19 protein-coding genes are annotated in these 19,362 nt (G+C 67.3%); 9 read left to right on the top strand and 10 right to left on the bottom strand.

The window, feature by feature from the left end:
- Nucleotides 1–124: 124 nt before the first annotated feature.
- The 3 genes from OG716_RS36030 (at nt 125) to OG716_RS36020 (ending at nt 1,979) form a co-directional block, all read left to right on the top strand.
- Nucleotides 125–442, top strand: a complete 318-nt coding sequence (locus tag OG716_RS36030) for a hypothetical protein (RefSeq protein ID WP_405134758.1) — start codon at nt 125–127, stop codon at nt 440–442.
- Between the two features lie 96 nt (nt 443–538).
- A complete protein-coding gene (locus tag OG716_RS36025; protein ID WP_405134757.1) occupies nt 539–1,333 on the top strand; it encodes a DUF4190 domain-containing protein in 795 nt (264 codons plus the stop codon).
- Between the two features lie 13 nt (nt 1,334–1,346).
- Entirely contained in the window at nt 1,347–1,979 is a 633-nt protein-coding gene (locus OG716_RS36020) for a DUF2461 domain-containing protein (RefSeq protein ID WP_405134756.1), read from the top strand.
- 95 nt (nt 1,980–2,074) lie between these two features.
- On the opposite strand, the gene OG716_RS36015 is transcribed toward OG716_RS36020, so the two are convergent.
- The 5 genes from OG716_RS36015 to OG716_RS35995 all read right to left on the bottom strand — a co-directional run bounded on the left by OG716_RS36015 (nt 2,075) and on the right by OG716_RS35995 (nt 7,456).
- Nucleotides 2,075–2,464 carry a hypothetical protein gene (locus tag OG716_RS36015; protein WP_405134755.1) on the bottom strand — a complete coding sequence of 130 codons (390 nt, stop codon included), beginning with the start codon at nt 2,462–2,464 and terminating at the stop codon, nt 2,075–2,077.
- Nucleotides 2,465–2,562: 98 nt separating this feature from the next.
- Nucleotides 2,563–3,534, bottom strand: coding sequence for an L-histidine N(alpha)-methyltransferase (egtD, locus tag OG716_RS36010; RefSeq protein WP_405134754.1), 972 nt, complete (start codon nt 3,532–3,534; stop codon nt 2,563–2,565).
- Nucleotides 3,531–4,457, bottom strand: a complete 927-nt coding sequence (locus OG716_RS36005) for an ergothioneine biosynthesis protein EgtC (protein WP_405134753.1) — start codon at nt 4,455–4,457, stop codon at nt 3,531–3,533. The genes egtD and OG716_RS36005 overlap by 4 nt, the downstream gene beginning before the upstream one ends.
- Nucleotides 4,457–5,797 carry an ergothioneine biosynthesis protein EgtB gene (gene egtB, locus OG716_RS36000; protein ID WP_405134752.1) on the bottom strand — a complete coding sequence of 447 codons (1,341 nt, stop codon included), beginning with the start codon at nt 5,795–5,797 and terminating at the stop codon, nt 4,457–4,459. The genes OG716_RS36005 and egtB overlap by 1 nt, the downstream gene beginning before the upstream one ends.
- A gap of 69 nt (nt 5,798–5,866) precedes the next feature.
- Nucleotides 5,867–7,456, bottom strand: coding sequence for a glutamate-cysteine ligase family protein (locus OG716_RS35995; protein WP_405134751.1), 1,590 nt, complete (start codon nt 7,454–7,456; stop codon nt 5,867–5,869).
- Between the two features lie 123 nt (nt 7,457–7,579).
- Here OG716_RS35995 and OG716_RS35990 point away from each other — a divergent pair, with 123 nt between their 5' ends.
- Both OG716_RS35990 and OG716_RS35985 read left to right on the top strand, forming a co-directional pair.
- Entirely contained in the window at nt 7,580–8,752 is a 1,173-nt protein-coding gene (locus tag OG716_RS35990) for an aminotransferase class V-fold PLP-dependent enzyme (RefSeq protein ID WP_405140152.1), read from the top strand.
- Between the two features lie 78 nt (nt 8,753–8,830).
- Nucleotides 8,831–10,483 (top strand): fatty acyl-AMP ligase, encoded by a 1,653-nt coding sequence (locus tag OG716_RS35985; protein ID WP_405134750.1) that lies wholly within the window; start codon nt 8,831–8,833, stop codon nt 10,481–10,483.
- Nucleotides 10,484–10,613: 130 nt separating this feature from the next.
- Here the strand turns inward: OG716_RS35985 and pth are convergent, their stop codons facing one another.
- The 3 genes from pth to OG716_RS35970 all read right to left on the bottom strand — a co-directional run bounded on the left by pth (nt 10,614) and on the right by OG716_RS35970 (nt 12,731).
- Nucleotides 10,614–11,195, bottom strand: a complete 582-nt coding sequence (gene pth, locus OG716_RS35980; protein WP_405134749.1) for an aminoacyl-tRNA hydrolase — start codon at nt 11,193–11,195, stop codon at nt 10,614–10,616.
- 22 nt (nt 11,196–11,217) lie between these two features.
- Nucleotides 11,218–11,826, bottom strand: a complete 609-nt coding sequence (locus OG716_RS35975) for a 50S ribosomal protein L25/general stress protein Ctc (RefSeq protein ID WP_327142137.1) — start codon at nt 11,824–11,826, stop codon at nt 11,218–11,220.
- Nucleotides 11,827–12,056: 230 nt separating this feature from the next.
- A complete protein-coding gene (locus tag OG716_RS35970) occupies nt 12,057–12,731 on the bottom strand; it encodes a lysophospholipid acyltransferase family protein (protein ID WP_405134748.1) in 675 nt (224 codons plus the stop codon).
- Between OG716_RS35970 and OG716_RS35965 the strand changes: the two genes are divergently transcribed.
- Nucleotides 12,720–12,992, top strand: coding sequence for a hypothetical protein (locus OG716_RS35965; RefSeq protein ID WP_405134747.1), 273 nt, complete (start codon nt 12,720–12,722; stop codon nt 12,990–12,992). The genes OG716_RS35970 and OG716_RS35965 overlap by 12 nt on opposite strands.
- 244 nt (nt 12,993–13,236) lie before the next feature.
- Complete coding sequence (locus OG716_RS35960; RefSeq protein ID WP_405134746.1) at nt 13,237–14,865, top strand: peptide chain release factor 3; 1,629 nt, start codon at nt 13,237–13,239, stop codon at nt 14,863–14,865.
- A 210-nt stretch (nt 14,866–15,075) separates the two neighbouring features.
- Here OG716_RS35960 and OG716_RS35955 read toward each other — a convergent pair whose 3' ends face one another.
- Nucleotides 15,076–15,600, bottom strand: coding sequence for a nuclear transport factor 2 family protein (locus OG716_RS35955; protein WP_297628458.1), 525 nt, complete (start codon nt 15,598–15,600; stop codon nt 15,076–15,078).
- Between the two features lie 115 nt (nt 15,601–15,715).
- Nucleotides 15,716–16,618: a DUF4393 domain-containing protein gene (locus tag OG716_RS35950; protein ID WP_405134745.1), complete on the bottom strand. Its 903-nt coding sequence runs from the start codon at nt 16,616–16,618 to the stop codon at nt 15,716–15,718.
- A 347-nt stretch (nt 16,619–16,965) separates the two neighbouring features.
- Here OG716_RS35950 and OG716_RS35945 point away from each other — a divergent pair, with 347 nt between their 5' ends.
- Both OG716_RS35945 and OG716_RS35940 read left to right on the top strand, forming a co-directional pair.
- The gene (locus OG716_RS35945) at nt 16,966–18,288 is read left to right on the top strand and encodes a hypothetical protein (protein ID WP_405134744.1); all 1,323 of its coding nucleotides are present in this window, start codon (nt 16,966–16,968) and stop codon (nt 18,286–18,288) included.
- Nucleotides 18,279–19,136 carry an Abi-alpha family protein gene (locus tag OG716_RS35940; RefSeq protein ID WP_405134743.1) on the top strand — a complete coding sequence of 286 codons (858 nt, stop codon included), beginning with the start codon at nt 18,279–18,281 and terminating at the stop codon, nt 19,134–19,136. The genes OG716_RS35945 and OG716_RS35940 overlap by 10 nt, the downstream gene beginning before the upstream one ends.
- Nucleotides 19,137–19,362 lie beyond the last annotated feature (226 nt).

Genomic DNA, 19,362 nt, shown 5'->3' with positions numbered 1-19,362 from the left:
AGGGGCGCGTTCGTATATATGGGTGGCGCAATGGGTGCTCCCTCCCGAGCACAGCGGTAGCGTTGACTCGAAGTCACGCGGGTTTGCCAAAGGTGCGCTGTAGCGCGGAGAGGTGTGGTTCCGTATGGACGACCGGCGCAACGATGATGAAGACCAGCTCATCGACGAGGTGCTCGACACCGATGACGTCGAGGATCTCGACTACGACATGGGCGACGACGATCAGGCCGACGAGGTCCGCGAATACGAGCGGGCCATTGCCGACCCACCGGACGACCTCATCATCCGCAACCGCGAGAACGACGACACCGGGCGCCTGGGCATAGGAGAAGAGCTCGACCAGGAGTGGACCCGCCGCCGGCAGCGCGATGAATACAAGGCGGAGGACGACCGGCCCGCCGAAGTCGCCGCCATGGAAATCATCGACGAACCCCGCGACTGACACGTTCCGCCGCGGACCGGTGCGTGTTCACGCATCGGCCCGCCATTGTGATACCCATGGGGACGGTCCGACACCACCCACCGAGAAGGGCGCGACATGAGCACGCCGCCGAACGAACCGCACGCCGGCGCCGACCCGGGCGACATGTTCAAGAAGAAGCCCGAGGGCACTTCCGGGCAGGACGCCGCGGCAGCCGAGCAGCCGCAGGATCCGGCGGCGACCGAGTACAACGCGGGCGCCTGGGGACAGGATGCCGCGACCACCCGATACAACCCCGGCACGCCGGCGCAGGATGCGCCGCCGATCACCCAGTACTACCCGGGCACAGCGGGTTCGGACGTGCCGCCGCTGCAGTATCCGCCCGCGCAGGCTTATCCACAGGGTTCCGCGCAGGCCTATCCACAGGGGGATGCCTACCCGGCGGGCGGGGTGCACAACTATCCGCCGATGGGCGGGCAGCCGCAGGGTGGTTATCCAGCCGGTGACCAGGGCGGATACCTCGGCGGGCAGCCGCCTTACGGCCAGCAGCCCTATCCGCAGCAGCAGTACGGTCAGCAGCAGCCCTATGGCCAGCAGCCCTATGCGCAGCAGCCGTACGGCCAGCCCTATGGACAGCCCGGATATCCACCGATGGGATACGCGCCGCCGACGAGCACCAACGGTCTGGCCATCGGCGGTCTCATCACCTCGCTGGTCGGATTCGTCACCTGCGGTATCGGCTCGATCATCGGGATCATCCTGGGTGTCGTGGCGCTGAACCAGATCAAGCAGTCCGGGCAGCAGGGACGCGGTATGGCGCTGGCGGCCATCTGGGTCGGCGTCGGCGTGATCGTGCTCTACCTCCTCTACGTCCTCATCATGGTCGTGGCCGTCGGCAATTCATCGACGTAGGAGCGCAACAGCAGTGCCACAGTTCACCGGATTCCCCCTGACCGGCCTCGACTTCTACGAAGATCTCGAGGCCGACAACTCCAAGGCGTTCTGGACCGCGCACAAGCAGGTCTGGGAGACGTCGGTCCGAGATCCCATGCAGGCCTTGATGTCCGAGCTGGAGCCGGACTTCGGGCCGGCCAAGATGTTCCGGCCGTATCGGGATGTCAGGTTCTCGAAGGACAAGACCCCGTACAAGAATCATCAGGGTGCGGTGGTGCACACCTCGCCCGGTGCGGGGTTCTATGTGCAGATCGGCGCGGCCGGACTGTTCATCGCCGTGGGGCTATACGGGCCGACGCCCGCGCAACTCGCCCAGTTGCGCACCGCCATCGACAACGAGGTGCGCGGCGTCGAGCTGGAAAACCTGCTGGCCGGACTGACCGCCGCCGGGTACACCCTGGGCGGCGACCGGCTGGTCACACGGCCCAAGGGGTATCCGGCCGACCATCCGCGCATCGAACTGCTGCGGCACAAATCTCTCACCCTCAGTAAGGATTTCGGCGCGCCGGCGTGGCTGGAGAAGCCGCGCGCGGCCGTCGAGATCCGCAAGGCGTGGGAGGAACTGCGGCCCGCCGCGGAGTGGATCGCCGCCGTAACCGGTTGAGCGCCTGCCGGTCCGGAGCCGAGCGCCTGCCGGTCCGGAGCCGAGCGCCTGCCGGTCCGGAGCCGAGCGCCTGCCGGTCCGGAGCCGAGCGCCTGTCAGTCCGGAGCCGATCTGCGGAGCGGCCGTCGCAGCGTGCGGCTGCTCAGCGCCAGCGTCACCAGGGCTGCGGCCGCGACCACGCCGATGGTCTCCAGGCGCGTTGTGGTATTGCGGTCGCAGTGCACGTGGAAATCGGGTGCGAGGCAACCGGGTTCGAGGCAGAGCCGGGAACCGTTCCATTCGTGGCGCGGGCTGATCACGGTGCCGCAGTCCACGCTGCCGGCGGGGTGCGGCAGCGGCAGGAACAGCAGCGCCACCGCCCCGGTCAGCAGGAGCAGGCCGCCCAGAAACCACAGACGGTCCCGGCTCCAGCCCAGTAATGGCGGCAGCACGATACAGAAGGCCGCGACGCCAAGGACGAGGCCGAAAATCTCCCACGGCTTCACTGTTTTCTGATCCTATGACGCGAATACTGCCGCTATTGCCGGAATTGACTGTTTACGGCGACATCACGGTCTGACTATCGCGGTACCGGACATCGCTGTTATCGGCGTTCGGCCAGCCAGAGGGCGAAGCGCTCCTGCGAGTCGGTCCACCTGCGTTCGGTCGCGAAACCCGCTGCGGCGAGCTCGTTCTCGAGGCCATCACGCCGGAACTTCGCGGAGATCTCGGTGCGCAATTGCTCACCGGCCGCGAAATCCACCGACAGCTCCAGGTCCGCGATGGTGACGGACACGGCCTCGGTGGCCTCCAGGCGCATTTCGATCCACTCGTTCTCGGCATCCCAGAGCGCGATGTGCGCGAACTTCTCCGGGACGAAATTCGCGCCGAGGCGGGCGTTGAGCACATGCAGCACATTGCGATTGAATTCCGCGGTGACTCCGGCGGCATCGTCGTAGGCGGGCACCAGCACCGCCGGATCGATGACCAGACCGGCGCCGAGCAGCAACTGCTCACCCGGTTCCAGCACCTCGTGCACATCGGCCAGGAACTGCGCGCGTTCGGCCGGAACCAGATTGCCGATGGTGCCGCCGAGGAAGGCGATCATGCGGCGGCCGCCGCGCGGCAGATTGTCCAGCGTGGCGGTGAAATCGCTGACCACCCCGTGCACGCTCAGCCCCGGGAACTCGGTGGCCACCTCGTTCGCCGAAGCGCTCAGTGCCGCCACTGATACATCTTGCGGCACATAGGTTTTCAGCGGACCTTCCGCCGTCAGTGCCTCGAGCAGCAGCCGGGTCTTGGCGGCCGATCCGGCGCCCAGCTCCACGAGCACCTCGGCCTGGGCGATCTTGGCGATCTCCCCGACCACCTGCTCCAGCAGCGCGCGCTCGGTGCGCGTGGGGTAGTACTCGGGCAGCTGCGTGATCTGCTCGAAGAGTTCACTGCCCCGCGCGTCGTAAAACCACTTGGGCGGCAACCATTTCGGTTCCGCCGTCAGCCCGCGGCGCACATCCGATCGCAAACCCGCGGTCAGATCGTCGTCGGTCAAATGGATCTCCAGCGTCGCCGAAGTCATCGAGAAGTCCTTCCATTTTCGAAATCCAGCGGTTTCACCGTCAGCCGCCCGGGCCGCACCACCACCAATTGCCGATCAGCGATCGACTGCCAGCGCGGGTCATCGTCATACGGCTCCGAGGCGACCACCGCGAAGTCATCGGCCACCAGCACCGACAGCGCGTGCTGCCACGTGGTGGCCCACACCGTTTCGCCATCCCCCAGCAGGAGGTTCAATCGCGCCCGCGGCGACAGTTCATACACCGCGCGAACCACCGCCGTCAGCGCGATCTCCGGGTCGAATACCGTCCGAATCGCCGCTGTCAGCGCAACTTCCGGCTCGATATCCGCGCCGGACGGCGGCGTTTTGTTCTCCAGCAGGCTGCGCAGAATCACCCAGAGCAGGGCCGAATCCGTCAGCGACTCGGCATCGAGCAGCGAGGGCGAATCGAACTGGGCGGCAACGGCGGTGAGGGCATCGCGCCAGTCCGGGATCGCACCGTTATGGCTGAAAGCCCAGCGGCCGTGGGTGAACGGCGCGCACGCCGCCTGCTCGACCGGTAGGCCGGCCGTGGCCGAGCGGACCGCGGCCAGCACTGCCGATGAATGCAGTTGCGGCAGCACCTCCGCCACCGCCGGATCGGTCCAGATCGGGGCCGCATTGCGATAGCGCGACACCGTCGGCTGCTCGGCTGCCGCAGTCACCGATTCGGCTCGATCCGCACCGCTGTCGCCGAGGCCGGGGCCGAGAGCGCGCGCCGCGACGAGGTGCGCAGCGGCCGGGGCTGGAATCCACCAGGCGACGCCGAAGCCGTCGGCATTGATGGTTCCGCCGCCGCGCATATCGCGCGGGGCCCAGGATTGGGTGCGGAGGGAGTGCGGGCCGCGAGTGAGGATGTCTCCCACGGGAACCGGCGGGCCCAGGTAGGCGAGGTGGCGGCACATCAGAGGTCCTCCGGGCGGAGGTCTCTGGCCAGGCGGAAGCCGGCGAAGATCTGGCGGCGAATGGGATGGTCCCAATTGCGGAAGGTGGCGCGGCAGGCGACATCGTCCGCGCCGAAGGAACCGCCGCGCAGGACTCGGTAGTCGCCGCCGAAGAAGACCTCGGAGTATTCGCGATAGGGGAACGGCTGGAAGCCCGGGTACGGCGTGAAACCGGAGGAGGTCCACTCCCAGACATCGCCGATCAGCTGGTGCACACCCTGCGGTGACGCACCTGCGGGATATGCGCCCGCATCCGCCGGTTCCAGGTGCCGCTGACCGAGATTCGCGGTATCGGCGGTGGGGTCGGCATCACCCCACGGGTAGCGGCGGGAGCGACCGGTGGCCGGATCGAAGCGGGCGGCCTTCTCCCATTCCGCCTCGGTCGGCAGGCGTTTGCCCGCCCAGTTGGCGTAGGCCTCGGCCTCGAACCAGCAGACGTGCACCACCGGCTGATGCGGGCGCACGGGCTGCATGACGCCGAAAACCCTTCGCCACCAACGGCCGCCGCCGTCCCGCTCCCAGAATTGCGGGGACACCAGACCGGCCTCGCGGCGGTGCGCCCAGCCCGCTTCCGACCAGAGCTCGGGGCGGTCGTAGCCGCCGTCCGCCATGAATTCGAGGTACTGCTCATTGGTGACCGGAGCGGTATCGATGGCGAAGCCGGGCACGTGGACGGGGTGCGCGGGGCGCTCATTGTCCAGCGCCCAGGGATCGCCGTCGGTGCCCATGGTGAATTCCCCTGCGGCAATGACGACTTCGCTGCGCACGGGGGTGCGCACCACCGGAGCGGCGGGCGCCGACAGCACCGCTTCGCCCTGCCGCAGCTGATGGGTCGCGAGCATGGTTTCGTCGTGCTGCTGCTCGTGCTGCGCGATCATCCCGAAGGCGAATCCGTCCGCCACCAGCGCGTCACCGCGTAAGGGGCTGTGCTCCAGCACATCCCACACCTTGCCCCGCACCTGGCCGACGTACTGTTTGGCCTGCGCCGGATTGAGCAGCGGCAGCGCGGGCCGATTCGCGCGTGCGTGTTTGAACGCGTCGTACAGCTCGTCGATATCGGCGCGCACGGCCTCGCGGCCGCCCACATCCCGCACCAGCCAGAGCTCTTCCTGATTGCCGATATGCGCGAGATCCCACACCAGCGGGCTCATGATCCGCGAATGCTGCGCCACCAGCTCGGCCTCGTCCAGGCAATCGGTGAGCCCGGCGGTGCGCCGCCGTGCCCGCTCCAGCACCTGCGCGATCCGCTCCCGCAGCCGATCCGTCTCGGCCCGGTCAGTACCCGGTAGCTGAACAGTCATGAGAGAACTCCGAATTCAGGAAGTCGAACAGGCAGGGGCTTTCCGCGAAACCGGCGGCAGGCTGCGCACTCATGCGCCACCCCCGGATTCGGGAAATGCCGCGGGTGCGTGTCCCTGGCGGCAACGCGCCGCGGCGGCGGCCAATTCCGCTGCGGCAACCGGAGTTGCGGCCTGCGCGGTGGCGAGCTCCAGGAGAGCCACTGCGGCCGTGCGGATTTCGGGGTCGGCCAGCCCGTAGCGAGCAGCCTCGGACCAGCGGCCGACCGTCGAACCCGCCAGCGCCGTCGCCTCGGCCACCACAGCGGGCGTGGAGAGCAGGGCGTCGATGGCATGCACCGGGACCGTCCAGGTATTGCCGGGCTGGGCGTCCAGGTAGCGGACCTCGAGGTGCCCCGAGGCTCGGACCGGCGGAAAGACCGTGGTCAGGTGATAGTCGAGATCGTCGGTGGTGGGGCGACGGCCGATCTCGTCATCGAGCGCGCCGCACAGCCAGTCCGCGAAGGTGGCGCCGGGCGGAGCCGTCCAGTCGGCGCTCAGCACGGCCGCGGCACCGTTCGAACCATGACCACCTGCCGAACTGTGACCACCTACCGAACCGTTCGCGGCCTCCGAACCGTGCGAGCCATTCGCACCTGCCAGGCCCGGTGAGCCATTCGCACCGCCCGAGCCGTGCGAGACATTCGCACGGGCCGAGCCGTGGGATCCGCTCGCACCACCCTCACGGTGGGATCCGGCCGAACCGCGGGGACCGTTCCCGCCGTCGGGGCCGGATGAGCCGCTGGTGGCGACCGCGCTTTCGGGCCGGACGCACAGCAGCGGCACATCCAGCGCCCAGCGGGCGTAACCGTTGATGGGGTCCGGCCAGTCGTGAACGGGTGGGCGGGTGCGCAGGTGATCCAATCGGAGCCACGTACGCATGCGCTGGGAGGCCCAGGCGCCGGGCGGTGCGCCACTGAGCTCCGGGGAGCAGGCGAAAGCGGCCAGGAGTGCCGGGCCGATGGCGTAGAGGGCGGTCCAGCGGGCCGCGATATCGGTGGCATCCACCCCGGCGTCAACGCTCACCTGGGCGGCGGCGGTATTGCACATCATCAGCGCCCCGAACGGGCCGATGCCGGTGAACGCGGATTCCATGGCGCGATAGCGCGGCAATTGGAGCAGGCGCTGCGGTGTGCGCACCGGATCGGCGGAGGCGGCGATGATGTGGATATCGCGGGTATCGAGTAGCACCCGTAGGCGGCCGGTATCGGCCAGCAGGCGCTCACACAGTTCGGCGGCGGTGCCGAACGGGGCGCTGGAGAGTTCGATCTGACCGCCGGGCTCGAGGGTGACCCGGCTGCCTCCCGGCAGCGGATCGGCCGGGGAATCAGGAGAAATGGACTGTGGCGCATAGGATCCCAGCGCGTCTGCCAGCACAGTCAGCTGCGGACGCGGGGCGGACGCCGACGGCTCTCCCTGCGCGGTAAGCCACTCGAGTTCGGCGCCGATAAGCATCGGCGGGCCCTGTTTGAAACAGACCTTTCCGATGTACGCCTCGGCCGCGGCCCGCGTGGAGAACTCTGTTCCCGGCCCCAGTTCTGCGCGGCCCGTCCGCACGGCGCCGGGCACAGCCCCACGCCCGGCAACTCGCGGCAACTCGCTGGGGGACGTCGTGACCACCATGCCAACCTCCGCTCGACCGCTCCGGCACCGCCCGATGCGAAGGGCGATCAAACCAGAGTAGCGATGTATACCGACAACAAATCTGACGAAATGGAGAACACACCAACCGATATGGTCGTTCCCATGGTGAACATTGCCCGGTTACGCGCCGATACACCCGGTTGCGAAGGTCAGATTTTTCTCGACAGCGCGGGTTCCTCCCTACCCCCGCGGATCGTCGTCGAGACCGCCATCGCGCATCTGCGCCGGGAGGCCGAGATCGGTGGCTATCGTGCCGCCAACGAGCGGCTCGACGATCTGCACGCCGTCAAGACCGCGATCGGGCAACTCATCGGTGCCGAGGCGAGCTCCATCGCGCTCAGCGACAGCGCCAGCCGATCGTGGAGTGATTTCTTCTACTCGGTACCGCTGCGGGCCGGAGATCGGATTCTCATCTCGGGCGCCGACTACGCCAGCAATGCCATCGCCGCCCTGCAGCGCGCCCGGCAGACGGGGGCCGTCGTGGAGACGATTCCCAGCGACAGCAGTGGGCAACTCGATCTGGACGCGCTGGAATCCATGATCGACGAACGGGTGAAACTCGTCTCGCTGGTACATGTTCCGACCAACGGCGGCCTGGTGAATCCGGTCGCCGAGGCCGCGCACATCGCGCGCCGAGAGGGTGCGCTGGTACTGCTGGACGCCTGCCAGTCGGCGGGTCAGCTGCCCCTGGATGTCGCGGAACTCGGCGTGGACGCGCTTTCCGCGACCGGCCGCAAATGGCTGCGCGGCGCGCGCGGCACCGGCTTCCTCTACGTGCGCCCCGAACTGGCCGCCACCATGGAACCCAGCCGCCTCGATCTGCACAGCGCGGTGTGGACCGGGCCCGCCGAATACACCCTCGCCCCGGGCGCCGAGCGCTTCGAATTCTGGGAGTGCGATATCGCCGGACGCCTCGGCCTGGGCGCGGCGGTGCGCTATCTGCTCGAGGCCGGGCCCGCCGAGATCTACGCCGCGATCGCCGAGCGCGCGGAGTACCTGCGCAAGCTACTGCGGGCGCTCCCCCGCGTCACCGTGCGCGACCGCGGCACCCAGCACGCGGGCATCGTGTCCTTCACCGTGGACGGTCTCGCGCCACTCGAGATCCGTGATCGCCTCGCCGCCGAGTCCATCATCGTGACGGTCAGCCACGCCTCCTCCACCCTGCTCGATATGACCGCCCGCGACCTGGACTCGGTTGTCCGCGCCTCCCCCCACTCCTTCGTGAGCTTCGAAGACCTCGACCGTTTCGCCGAAGTGGTGACCGCACTTCGCTGAGCAACATCGCGAAACGGTTAACAGGGCGGCGCGGCGGCGGGATAGTTGAGGTGTTGGCCAGCGTTTGAGGAGTCGATCGTGAGCCGCTTCACCGATGAGATGTATGCAACGGCACGAACATCCGGGCACGGGCTGGTGACCGGGGAGCCGGACTCGCCACTGCGGCAGACGTGGGGCGAGATTCACGCGATCGCCCGGCAGATGGCCGGCGGGCTGGCGGACGCCGGCATCGGACACGGGGATGCGGTGGCTGTGCTCGCCGGCATGCCGGTGGATATCGCGCCCGCCTGCCAGGCCGTGTGGATGCGCGGCGCCTCGATCACCATGCTGCATCAGCCCACACCGCGTACCGATCTGCTGATGTGGGCGCATGACACCGAAACCGTGCTGCGCATGATCGACGCGCAGGTCGTGGTGCTGGGCGCGCCGTTCGAGGCGGCGGCCCCGCTGCTGGCCGAACGCGGTATCGCGGTGGTGACCATCGATCGGATGCGCGGCGGTCGCGATACCTCGCCGCTGCCGACCGGTGAGGCCGATATCGCCCTGCAGCAGTTGACATCCGGGTCCACCGGATCACCGAAGGCGGTGCGGATCACGCACGGCAATTTCTTCGTCAATGCCTACGCCATGTTCGATCGGGTGAAGTTCCAGCTCGACGACGATGTGATGATCAGCTGGCTGCCGCTCTTCCACGATATGGGCATGATCGGATTTCTGAGCGTGCCGATGCACCTCGGTGCGGAAGTGGTGTGCGTGACGCCGCTGGACTTCCTCGCGCGCCCGATCCTGTGGGCCGAACTGATTTCGAAGTATCGCGGAACAGTCACGGCCGCACCGAATTTCGCGTATTCACTGCTCGCCCGCAGGCTGCGCAACGCCGAGGAGGGCGCGCTCGATCTGAGCAGCGTCCGGTACATGTGGAACGGTGCGGAGCCGGTCGACGCCGACACCATGGAGGCGCTCGCCGAGGCCGGAAAACGGTTCGGGCTCAACCCGATGGCGCTCACCCCTGTCTACGGCATGGCCGAAACGACTCTGGCCGTGTCCATTCCGGATCCGGGGCTCGGGCAGATTCTCGATGTGGTCGATGCCGATCTGCTGGAAGCGCTCGGCAAGGCGGTGCCGGTCAAGAATCCCGATCACCATCACGGCGCGGTGCGCCGCCTGCCCACGCTCGGCTATCTGGTCGACAATCTCGAGGGCCGGATCGTCGACGCCGACCGGCACCCGCTCCCGGTGCGCAGTGTCGGCGTGATCGAATTGCGCGGCCCCGCAGTGACTTCCGGCTATGTGACGGTCGAGGGCTTCCGGCCCACCCTGGATGCCGAGGGCTGGCTCGACACCGGCGATATCGGCTACTTCACCGAAGACGGACTGATGGTGGTGTGCGGCCGCATCAAGGACGTCATCATTATGGGCGGCCGCAATATCTATCCCACCGATATCGAGCGAGCCGCCTTGCGCATCAAGGGAGTTCGCCCCGGCAATGCCGTGGCCGTGCGCTTGGACGCGGGACAGAAACGCGAAAGCTTCGCGGTCGTGGTGGAGAGCAACGACTTCCAGAACCCGGAGGAGGTGCGGCGCATCGAACACGACATCGTCCACACGGTGTTCTCCGAAGTAGGCGTCCGCCCCCGCAGCGTCACCATCCTCGGCCCCGGCGCCCTGCCGAAAACCTCGTCAGGGAAGCTCCGCCGCTCCGCCACCAGTACCGCCTCCCCGGACCTTTAGCGCGCGGCTTATGAGCCGTTGAACGTTGGGAACGCGTAGCGGCGGTGGGTTACACCACCGATTTTGGCCGTGCCCCAGGAGTTACCCCGACCCTTACGAGATCAGTTGTCGCGTTGCGGAACCACCGCCACTAATGCAGTTGGTTCTGCGCTGTTTCGAGTCCGACCCGGAGCAGCAGCTCGACCGCGTCCGCAGCCTGCTCGACGATCACCGGAACCTCTTTGCGCTCCGGTGCGGAGAAGGGCTTGAGCACATAGTCGGCGGGGTCCTGGCGGCCGGGCGGACGCCCGATGCCGAACCGAACCCGCAGGTAATCCTTGGTCGTCAAGGCCTGCGACATGGAGCGCAGGCCATTGTGCCCACCCTCGCCGCCGCCCTGCTTCAACCGGATCACGCCGAACGGCAGATCCAGCTCGTCGTGCACGGCGATCACCTCGGTCGGCGGCACCGAGAAGAATTTCGCCAGCGCGGCGACCGGGCGACCGGACAGGTTCATGAAGCTGCGCGGTTTGGCGATCAGCACCTTGCGCCCGTCCAGACGCGCCTCCAGCAGGTCTGCGCCGGATTTCTTGTGCACGGTGAAACGGCCGCCGACGCGCTCCGCGAGCACATCGGCGACCATGAAACCGACATTGTGCCGGGTCCGCTCGTATTCGGGTCCGGGGTTGCCCAGTCCGACCACGAGCACGGGCCCGGCCATTGCCTCGGTCATTGAAAACCGTTAGCAGGCAGTATTACTCGGCGGCTTCGGCAGTGCCGTTGGCCTCGGCGGCGGCATCCTCGGACTCCTGCGCGGAGGCCGGGGCGGCGATGATGTTGACGATCAGCGCCTCCGGGTCACCGGCCAGGGTGACGCCCGCAGGCAGCGTGATGTCGCCGGCATTGATCTGGGTACCGGCCTCGACGCCCTCGATGGAGACGTCGATGAATTCCGGCAGGCTCATGGCGTCGGCCTCGACGGACAGCACGGTGACGTCCGAGGTGACCAGGGTGGCCGAGGCGGCCTCGCCGACCAGGTTCACGCGCACATCGACGACGACGCGCTCGCCACGACGGACGATCAGCAGGTCGGCGTGCTCGATGTAGCGGCGGATCGGGTGCACGACCACGGACTTGGTCATGGCCAGCGCCGGGGTGCCCGCGATGTCCAGGTTCAGGATGGCGTTGGTGCCGTGCTCACGCAGCACCGCGGCGAACGCGCGGGCGTTGATGGACAGGTGCTGCGGCTCTTCGTTGTGGCCGTACAGCACGGCGGGCACATTGCCGTCGCGGCGGGTACGACGCGCGGCACCCTTGCCGAACTCGGTGCGTACGGTGGCTTCCAGAAGGTTGGCGTCGGACATGACTGTCTACTCCTACGGCTCGGTCCGGGCTGATATCAGCGTGCTGGCCAGGGGAAACTGCCGCCCTGGCGCAATATTGGTCTGCTAGTCGGGCGAAAAACCGAACAGCGACGGCCGGGAGCCGAGCCGCGTCGATCACGGTGGACATTTTGGGGTGTCGCACCCTCGCCGAGACAACCCGAAGACTTTAACACGCGGCCCTAACCGCTTTACACAGCCCCCACCTCGAGCTATGCCGCTTCGGCATGTCTTTCGAATGTGGCTGCGTAGCAATCCACGTACTGGCGGCCGGAGCGGCGCACCAGGTCGGCCATGAGCTCATCGGTTGCCTGTCGTACAGCGTACCGATCGGCCGGTACGAAGTAGCGCGGGCGGCCGATGGAAATGCGCACCTTGGCCGGACGCAGGAAGCGGCGGTCGCGCGGATTCACCCGATCGGTTCCCGACAGCACGACGGGCACCACGGGCGCGCCGGTCCGCATGGCCACGCGGATGACGCCGGTGCGGCCGCGATAGATGCGACCGTCCGGGGATCGGGTGCCCTCCGGATGGATTCCCCAGATGCCGCCCTGCTCCAGAATCCGGGCCGCCGCCGTGAGCGAATCACCGCCGACCTTGCCCGGGGTGCGATCCACCGCCACCTGACCGGTCGCGTTCATAACCCACCGGTTCAGCCTGCCGCGCCACCCGCCGGTGGTGAAGTACTCCTGCTTGGCGATGAAGGTGACCTTCCTGGGCAGCATGCCCTGCCCGCGGCCATCGCCGCCCGCGGCTACGCCGATCTCGGCGCCAGACTCGAAGCGGTACAGGGCAATACACCCCGGGCACGCATCGAGAACAGCTGCCTGACCTATGTCGAATTCGCCGCCCGGCGCCCGGAGATGTTCGCGCTCATGTTCCGGCACGACCTCCTGGAGGGCGCCGGCGAGAACCTTCGAGCCACCATCACCCTCCCCATGTTCCGGAGCTGGCGCGACCTGGTCGCCGCAGGTCTCATCTCCGGCAGCACCACGAGCGCAGACGAATTGACCCTGGTCCTGTGGACCAACCTGCACGGCATCGCCTCGGTCGTGGCCAACCGCAGCATCGAAGCCATCGCCCCCGGCACCGACATCCCCCGCCTGGTAGCGCAGGCCATCACCCGCCACCTCCCCGAATCCGCCTGACCAGGCACCCGCCTGCGGGAAGGCAATCGAGCGGGCTCTGACGGTGGCGACTCGCCGCGCAACGCCACCACCAGTGCCCACTCGGCGAGGCGCAGGGCGAGATTTATCCGCCGGCAGGGGCGGTATGGGGGTCGAGGGTTCGGAGTGTGGGGTTTGGGGGCGGTCGGCGGGGAACCGGCTGGTCGGGGGTGGGGGGCCGTCGCGTAACCTGGACAGGTTGCCTCGTCTGCTAAGGAGTCCCCCGTTGAGTTCCCCGACCGCCAGCGCGACCAACGCACCCAGTTCCGGGCGGTTGGCCGGCGAGGTAGCCCGGCGGCGCACCTTCGCGGTGATCTCCCATCCGGATGCCGGTAAGTCGACGCTCACCGAGGCGCTCGCACTGCATGCGAAGGTCATTTCCGAGGCCGGCGCCATTCACGGCAAGGCGGGGCGCAAGTCGACCGTCTCCGACTGGATGGAGATGGAGAAGGCGCGCGGTATCTCCGTCAGCTCCACGGCGCTGCAGTTCGAGTACGGCGACTGCGTCATCAATCTCGTCGATACGCCGGGCCACTCCGATTTCTCGGAGGACACCTATCGGGTGCTGACCGCGGTTGATGCGGCCGTCATGCTCATCGACGCGGCCAAGGGCCTGGAACCGCAGACGCTCAAGCTCTTTCAGGTCGCGCGCGATCGCGGCATTCCGGTGATCACCGTCATCAACAAGTGGGACCGGCCGGGCCAGGCGCCGCTGGAACTGCTGGACGAGATCACCGATCGCATCGGCCTCACGCCCACCCCGCTGTTCCTGCCCGTCGGCATCGCCGGTGATTTCCGCGGTCTGCTGCGGCGCGGCGCGGAGGGCGCACCGGTCGAATACATCCACTTCACCCGTACCGCGGGCGGTGCGACCATCGCCCCCGAGGAGCACCTCACCCCCGAGCAGGCCGCCGAGCGCGAGGGCGCGGAGTGGGTGACCGCCGTCGAGGAGAGCGAACTGCTCTCCGCCGCCGGACAGGACCACGATGAGGAACTGTTCCTGGCCGGGCACACCTCACCGGTGATCTACGGGTCCGCCATGCTGAATTTCGGTGTGCGGCAGATACTCGAGACCCTCATCGAGATCGCCCCGCCGCCGCGCGCCCGCATCGATATCAACGAGAAGCCGCGCGAGACCTCCGATCCGTTCAGCGCCGTCATCTTCAAGGTGCAGGCCGGTATGGATACCGCGCACCGCGACCGGCTGGCGTTCATGCGCATCGTGTCCGGCGAATTCGAACGCGGCATGGTCGTGACGCACGCGCAGACCGGTCGCCCGTTCGCCACCAAGTACGCGCTCACCATCTTCGGTCGCGAGCGTTCCACCGTGGATACCGCGTACCCCGGTGATGTGGTGGGCCTGGTCAATGCGACCGCCCTGGCCCCCGGCCACACCCTGTACGCGGACAAGAAGGTGCAGTTCCCGCCGATCCCGTCCTTCGCCCCGGAGCACTTCGCCACCCTGCGCGCGCAGAGCGCCGGCAAGTACAAGCAGTTCCGCAAGGCCATCGACCAGCTCGACTCCGAGGGCGTAGTCCAGGTGCTGCGCAATGACATTCGCGGCGACGCCTCCCCCGTGCTCGCCGCCGTCGGCCCCATGCAGTTCGAGGTCGTCACCGCCCGCATGCTCGGCGAGTACAACGTCGAAACCAACCTCGACAACCTGCCGTACCAGCTGGCCCGCCGCACCGACGCCGAATCGGCCGTCGAACTGAGCCGCCAGCGCGGCGTAGAAGTCTTCACCCGCACCGACGGCGTCATGCTCGCCCTCTTCGGCGACAAGTGGAAGCTGGCCTACGTCCAGAAGGAACACCCCGGCCTGACCCTGGAACCTCTCGTCGCCACCACCGACTGACAGCCGCACCGCGCAACCCGTCCCAATACGGCACAGCCCCGATAAGAGCTGTGCCACAGAGAAACACGCTGCGCGGGTGTCCCCCATCCGGCGAAGCCCGCTGCGGCAGGCGGCCGCACAGCCCGCCTGAACTCCCCACAGCCCGTACGAGCGCTGCGCGATCGAGTCACGGTCTGCGCGGTCGAGATATGCGCTGTCCGACCCGGGCGATCAGCCCATCGTGCCGGTGGAGTCCGGGGGCATCGGTTCGGTGCGGGGGGCGTCTGCCGGGTCGCGGGCTATCAGGCCCCAGCGGCTGGAGGTGAGCCGCAGGCTCGGGAGGTCGGAGAGGGACATGACGACCTCGTAGGTGCGCTCGTAGCCGGTGTGGGCGATGCGCCATTTGCCGTCATCGCATTTGACGTACTGGTCGGAGTAGAAGGCCGCACCGCGCAGGAGCATATTGTGGCCGGGGATCAGGACTGTGTCGGCCAGGTACCAGGTGCCGACGGCGGTATCGCCGGTGACGTCGATCTCGGGGTGGTCGCAGCGGTGCTCGGTGATGACGTGCGGGCCGAGGGTGTTGCGCATGAAGGCCAGGAAGGCATCGCGCGATTCGAATTGGAGGTACTCGCTGTAGGTCGCGGTCGCCTCCGGAATCATGGTGTCGGCGAACTCCTCCCACGACTTGGTATCGAGGGCACGCAGATACCGGAACTTCAACCGGCTGATCGCGGTGACCGCATCGGAATCCATACCTCCCACAATCCCATCAGGACCGCGGGATACCGCGCCATTGGCGCAGATTTGTACCGGATCGCTATCAGTCGGACACACCCCCGCCCCCTGCGCGGCGAGGCGCGGGAGTCGCTCAGCCCTGAATGCTGAAGCAGGTGGTGCAGAAGTCCTCGCCGAATTCGGTCAGTCGCAGGCTCTTTCGCACTATCTTCGGCACACGCCCGGCCTTCTTGAGCGCCGTCTCCACCACCGGCTGCACCTCCAGCACCATGTAGCGCGACAGCACCACCGGATCGTCGGAGGTGATGGTGAGCCCGAGCCGGTTCAGATTGATCAGATAGTGCCGGGAGCGGTCCGGGTAGCGCACGCCCGCCTGCTCCGGCACCGAGGTGAGATCGCCCTTTACCAGTTCCGAACCGATGCCCAGCGGCCGGTTGGTGCGCACATCGACCGTCGGCTGCGGGCCGTTCAGCGCCATGAAGCGCAGGATGCGGGCCTCATCGGGCGCGAGCTGATCGAGAATGCGGTCGTAGGCCGGATGCACGTCCTCGGTGAAGTAGACGTCCGCCGAACGGGCCAGCAGTGAGTCGCCCCGGCGGCGCAGCTCCTCGCTGCTGGCCGAACGCAGCAGGCTGCCCGCCCCGATGGCATGCTGATTCGGGCCACCGACCGGTGTCGGCACATAGCTGACGATCTCGCGCACCGAACCCTCGGTGACGCCGAGTGCGCTGCGCGCGATGGACCGCAGCGCCGCACCGGTGCGCTCGGCGATATCGGCCGACGATTCGCCGTCCAGCGCGGCCTGGGTCAATTGCTTGGTGATCTCGAAGCTGGTGCCGACCGCCCACTGGCCGCTGCGGGCCGCGGTGCCGACCGCCAGTCCGGCCGCCCGGAACACGCCGCGGATCAGTCGTGCCTCATTGCTGATCTGCCGCTGCTCGGCGTCCGAACTGCGTTCCACTGCACGAGAACCCGGACGGACCACCTCCGCCGCACCCCCCGGCGCCTGCACGGTCCTGTCCTCTGCCACGTCCATCTCCGAATATCGCCAGGTGAACTATTCGTCCACGATTATTGCCGCCGACAGACCCACTGGCATGTCGAACCCGGAAAGCCATCCGAAGGTTACCGCGTTCACTTAGCACAACACGCGCCCAACATGACCCTCAACGCCCCCGCACTGCATGCAAGTTGGATGTGCTTCCCGCCATTCTCGTGGTCCCAACGTGACAGGGGAACAGCGGGGTGGAACAGTGTGACCGAGATCTCCGACTCAGACACTCCTTCGCTGGACTCGATTCCTGGACGCACAGTAAGGTCCGAGTCGCCGAGGGGTATCTATGCCGGCGGCGGTTCCGGTATGGATCGGCAGGAGGGTGAACGTTGCTAGAGAGTCTTTTCGGAGTCCACCCGACAATATTGCTGGAACTGATCACGATTCCGTTGTTCACGGGTGTCATCGGCTACATCACCAACTGGACCGGCGTGCTCATGCTGTTCAAGCCGATCAGTTTTCACGGCATCCGGCTTCCGGGGCTCGCGGCCTTGTTTCCATTCCTGCCCAAGCGGATTCAGGTGCTGCCGCTGCTGCAGTACGACGGCCGTATGGGCTGGCAGGGGATTGTGCCGTCGCGTGCGGACAAGATGGCGAGTATCGCGGTCGACAAAGGATTGGCGAAACTCGGAAGCGTCTCGGACTTCTATCGGGAACTCGAACCCGACAAGCTCGCCGAACATCTCACCGAAATAGCGGAACTCCAGATTCGCGACATCGTCGAAGACATCCTGAAACGCGAACATCCGCAACTCTGGTACAACCTGCCCAATGGCGTTCGCGAGATGGTGCACTCGCGCGTGGCCGAACAGCTCCCCACAATTCTGCGTGAACTCACCGATGAACTCGGCAACAACATCGATCAACTGCTCGACGTCAAGCAGATGGTGATTCGCTACTTCCAGGCGCGGCCGCAGTTGCTCAACAGCCTGTTCCAGGTGCTGGGCGCCAAGGAACTCCGGTTCATGCAGAACTTCGGTTTCTACTTCGGCGCGCCCATGGGTCTGGTACTGGTGGGCATCCTGCACTGGACCGGATGGTCGGCGCTGGCGGTGCTGCCGATCGGCGGCATCGTCATCGGCTGGGTGGTCAACTGGGTCGGCATCAATATGATCTTCGCGCCCGCCTACCCGAAGTGGTGGGTGCCGTGGCGGCAGGGGCTGCTCGTCAAGCGGCAGCCCGAGATCACCGAGGGCTACGCCGACATGGTGGCCAGCCAGATCATGACGGTCGCCAATATCGGCGACGAACTGCTCAACGGGCCGCGCTCGGACCGCACCATGCAGATGCTGGCGGACACCCTCAAGCCGGCGGCGGACCAGGCGCTCGGGCCCGCCCGCGGCGCGGTGAAGTTCCTGCTCGGCAATCGTGAATACGACGAGCTGCAGGACAGTTTCACCGCCGAGTCCATGAAGATCGCCCCGATCGCCTTCGCGGACCCGGCGTTCAACGTGCAGCAGGGCAAGCAGGTCCAGGAGTACATCGCCAAACAAATGTCGGCACTGCCCCCGCCGGACTTCGTGGACATGCTGCGATCGGCCATCAAACAAGATGAATGGCTCTTGTTTGTCCATGGCGGCGCGCTGGGGCTCATCGCCGGTTACGCTCACCTCCTGATCTTCGGAACAGGAGTGGCTACCTCATGGATATGACCGAAACCGACTCGGGCGAAGGGGAACCCGCAGATACCTCCACCGAGCTGGTGGTGCGCCCTGCCGCACCGATGCCGGTTCCGGTACCCGGGCCCGCCTACCCCGCCGGACCGGTGCGCACCGCGACCGGCGTTGTCCGGGTTGCCATGTCGGCGGCCGTGGAGGCCGGAGTCTGGAGCCTGAGCACCGCGCTCGGCGTCACCTCGGTGGTGCTGCGGGGCAGTATGGCCGGGCACCCGCCGCGCGATATCCTCTCCGAAGCCGGTGCCCAGGTGCGGCATTCGGTGCTCCAGGTGCTGGGAGTCGCCGCCACCGATGTGGCCGAGACCGACGCCCCCGCGCCCTCCCCCGCCACCGTCCTGCGGGCGCGCGGCGCCGAATTACTGCGCCGCTCAGCCGATTTCCATTCCGAGGACGATAATCACCATCCCGCCTACGCCCGCATTCTCGGTGAGCTCGCTCCCGACGAAGCGCGCATAGTGCGCCACCTCTACCTGGACGGCCCGCAGCCCGCCCTCGAAGTGCGCGGCGGGCGCGCCGCCGCCGGTGGGCAGTTCAATCTGCTGGGTGACGATGCCGGTCTGCGCTATCCGAATCGGGTCGAGGAATACCTCATCAATCTCGATCGCCTCGGCCTCATCGACGTCACCCGCGAGCCGCTCGGCAACCCCAACCGCTATCAGCTGCTGGAAGCCCTCCCCGAGGTCCGCCGCCTGCTCAAGCGCACCAGCTTCGGCACCAAAGTCCTCTACCGCACAGTCGAACTGACCTCCTTCGGCGCCGGTTTCGTCCGGACCTGCCTCCCGGTCCCGACCCTCGACCACCCTCCCCTAGAACACCACGGCTGACCTCAACTCATACGAATCAGCCCGCACCCGAACCGAACAGCACTGACACAGGCTGTGCCCGCCCGGATGCGGGCTGAGTGGTACCGAACAGCCCGCGCCCGCACCGAACAGCGCTGGTACCCGCTGTGCGGTGCGGACAAGGGCTGCGCGGAGACACGGGCTGCGCCGTGCTGAGCGGAGACACCGGCTGCGCCGTGCTGAGATGGGCTGAGTGGTGCCGAACAGC

Origin of the sequence: Nocardia sp. NBC_01388 (genome assembly GCF_045040085.1) — a bacterium.
Taxonomy (GTDB): domain Bacteria; phylum Actinomycetota; class Actinomycetes; order Mycobacteriales; family Mycobacteriaceae; genus Nocardia.
The sequence above is the reverse complement of the archived record's forward strand: the minus strand, read 5'-3'. Positions and strand labels throughout refer to the sequence as shown.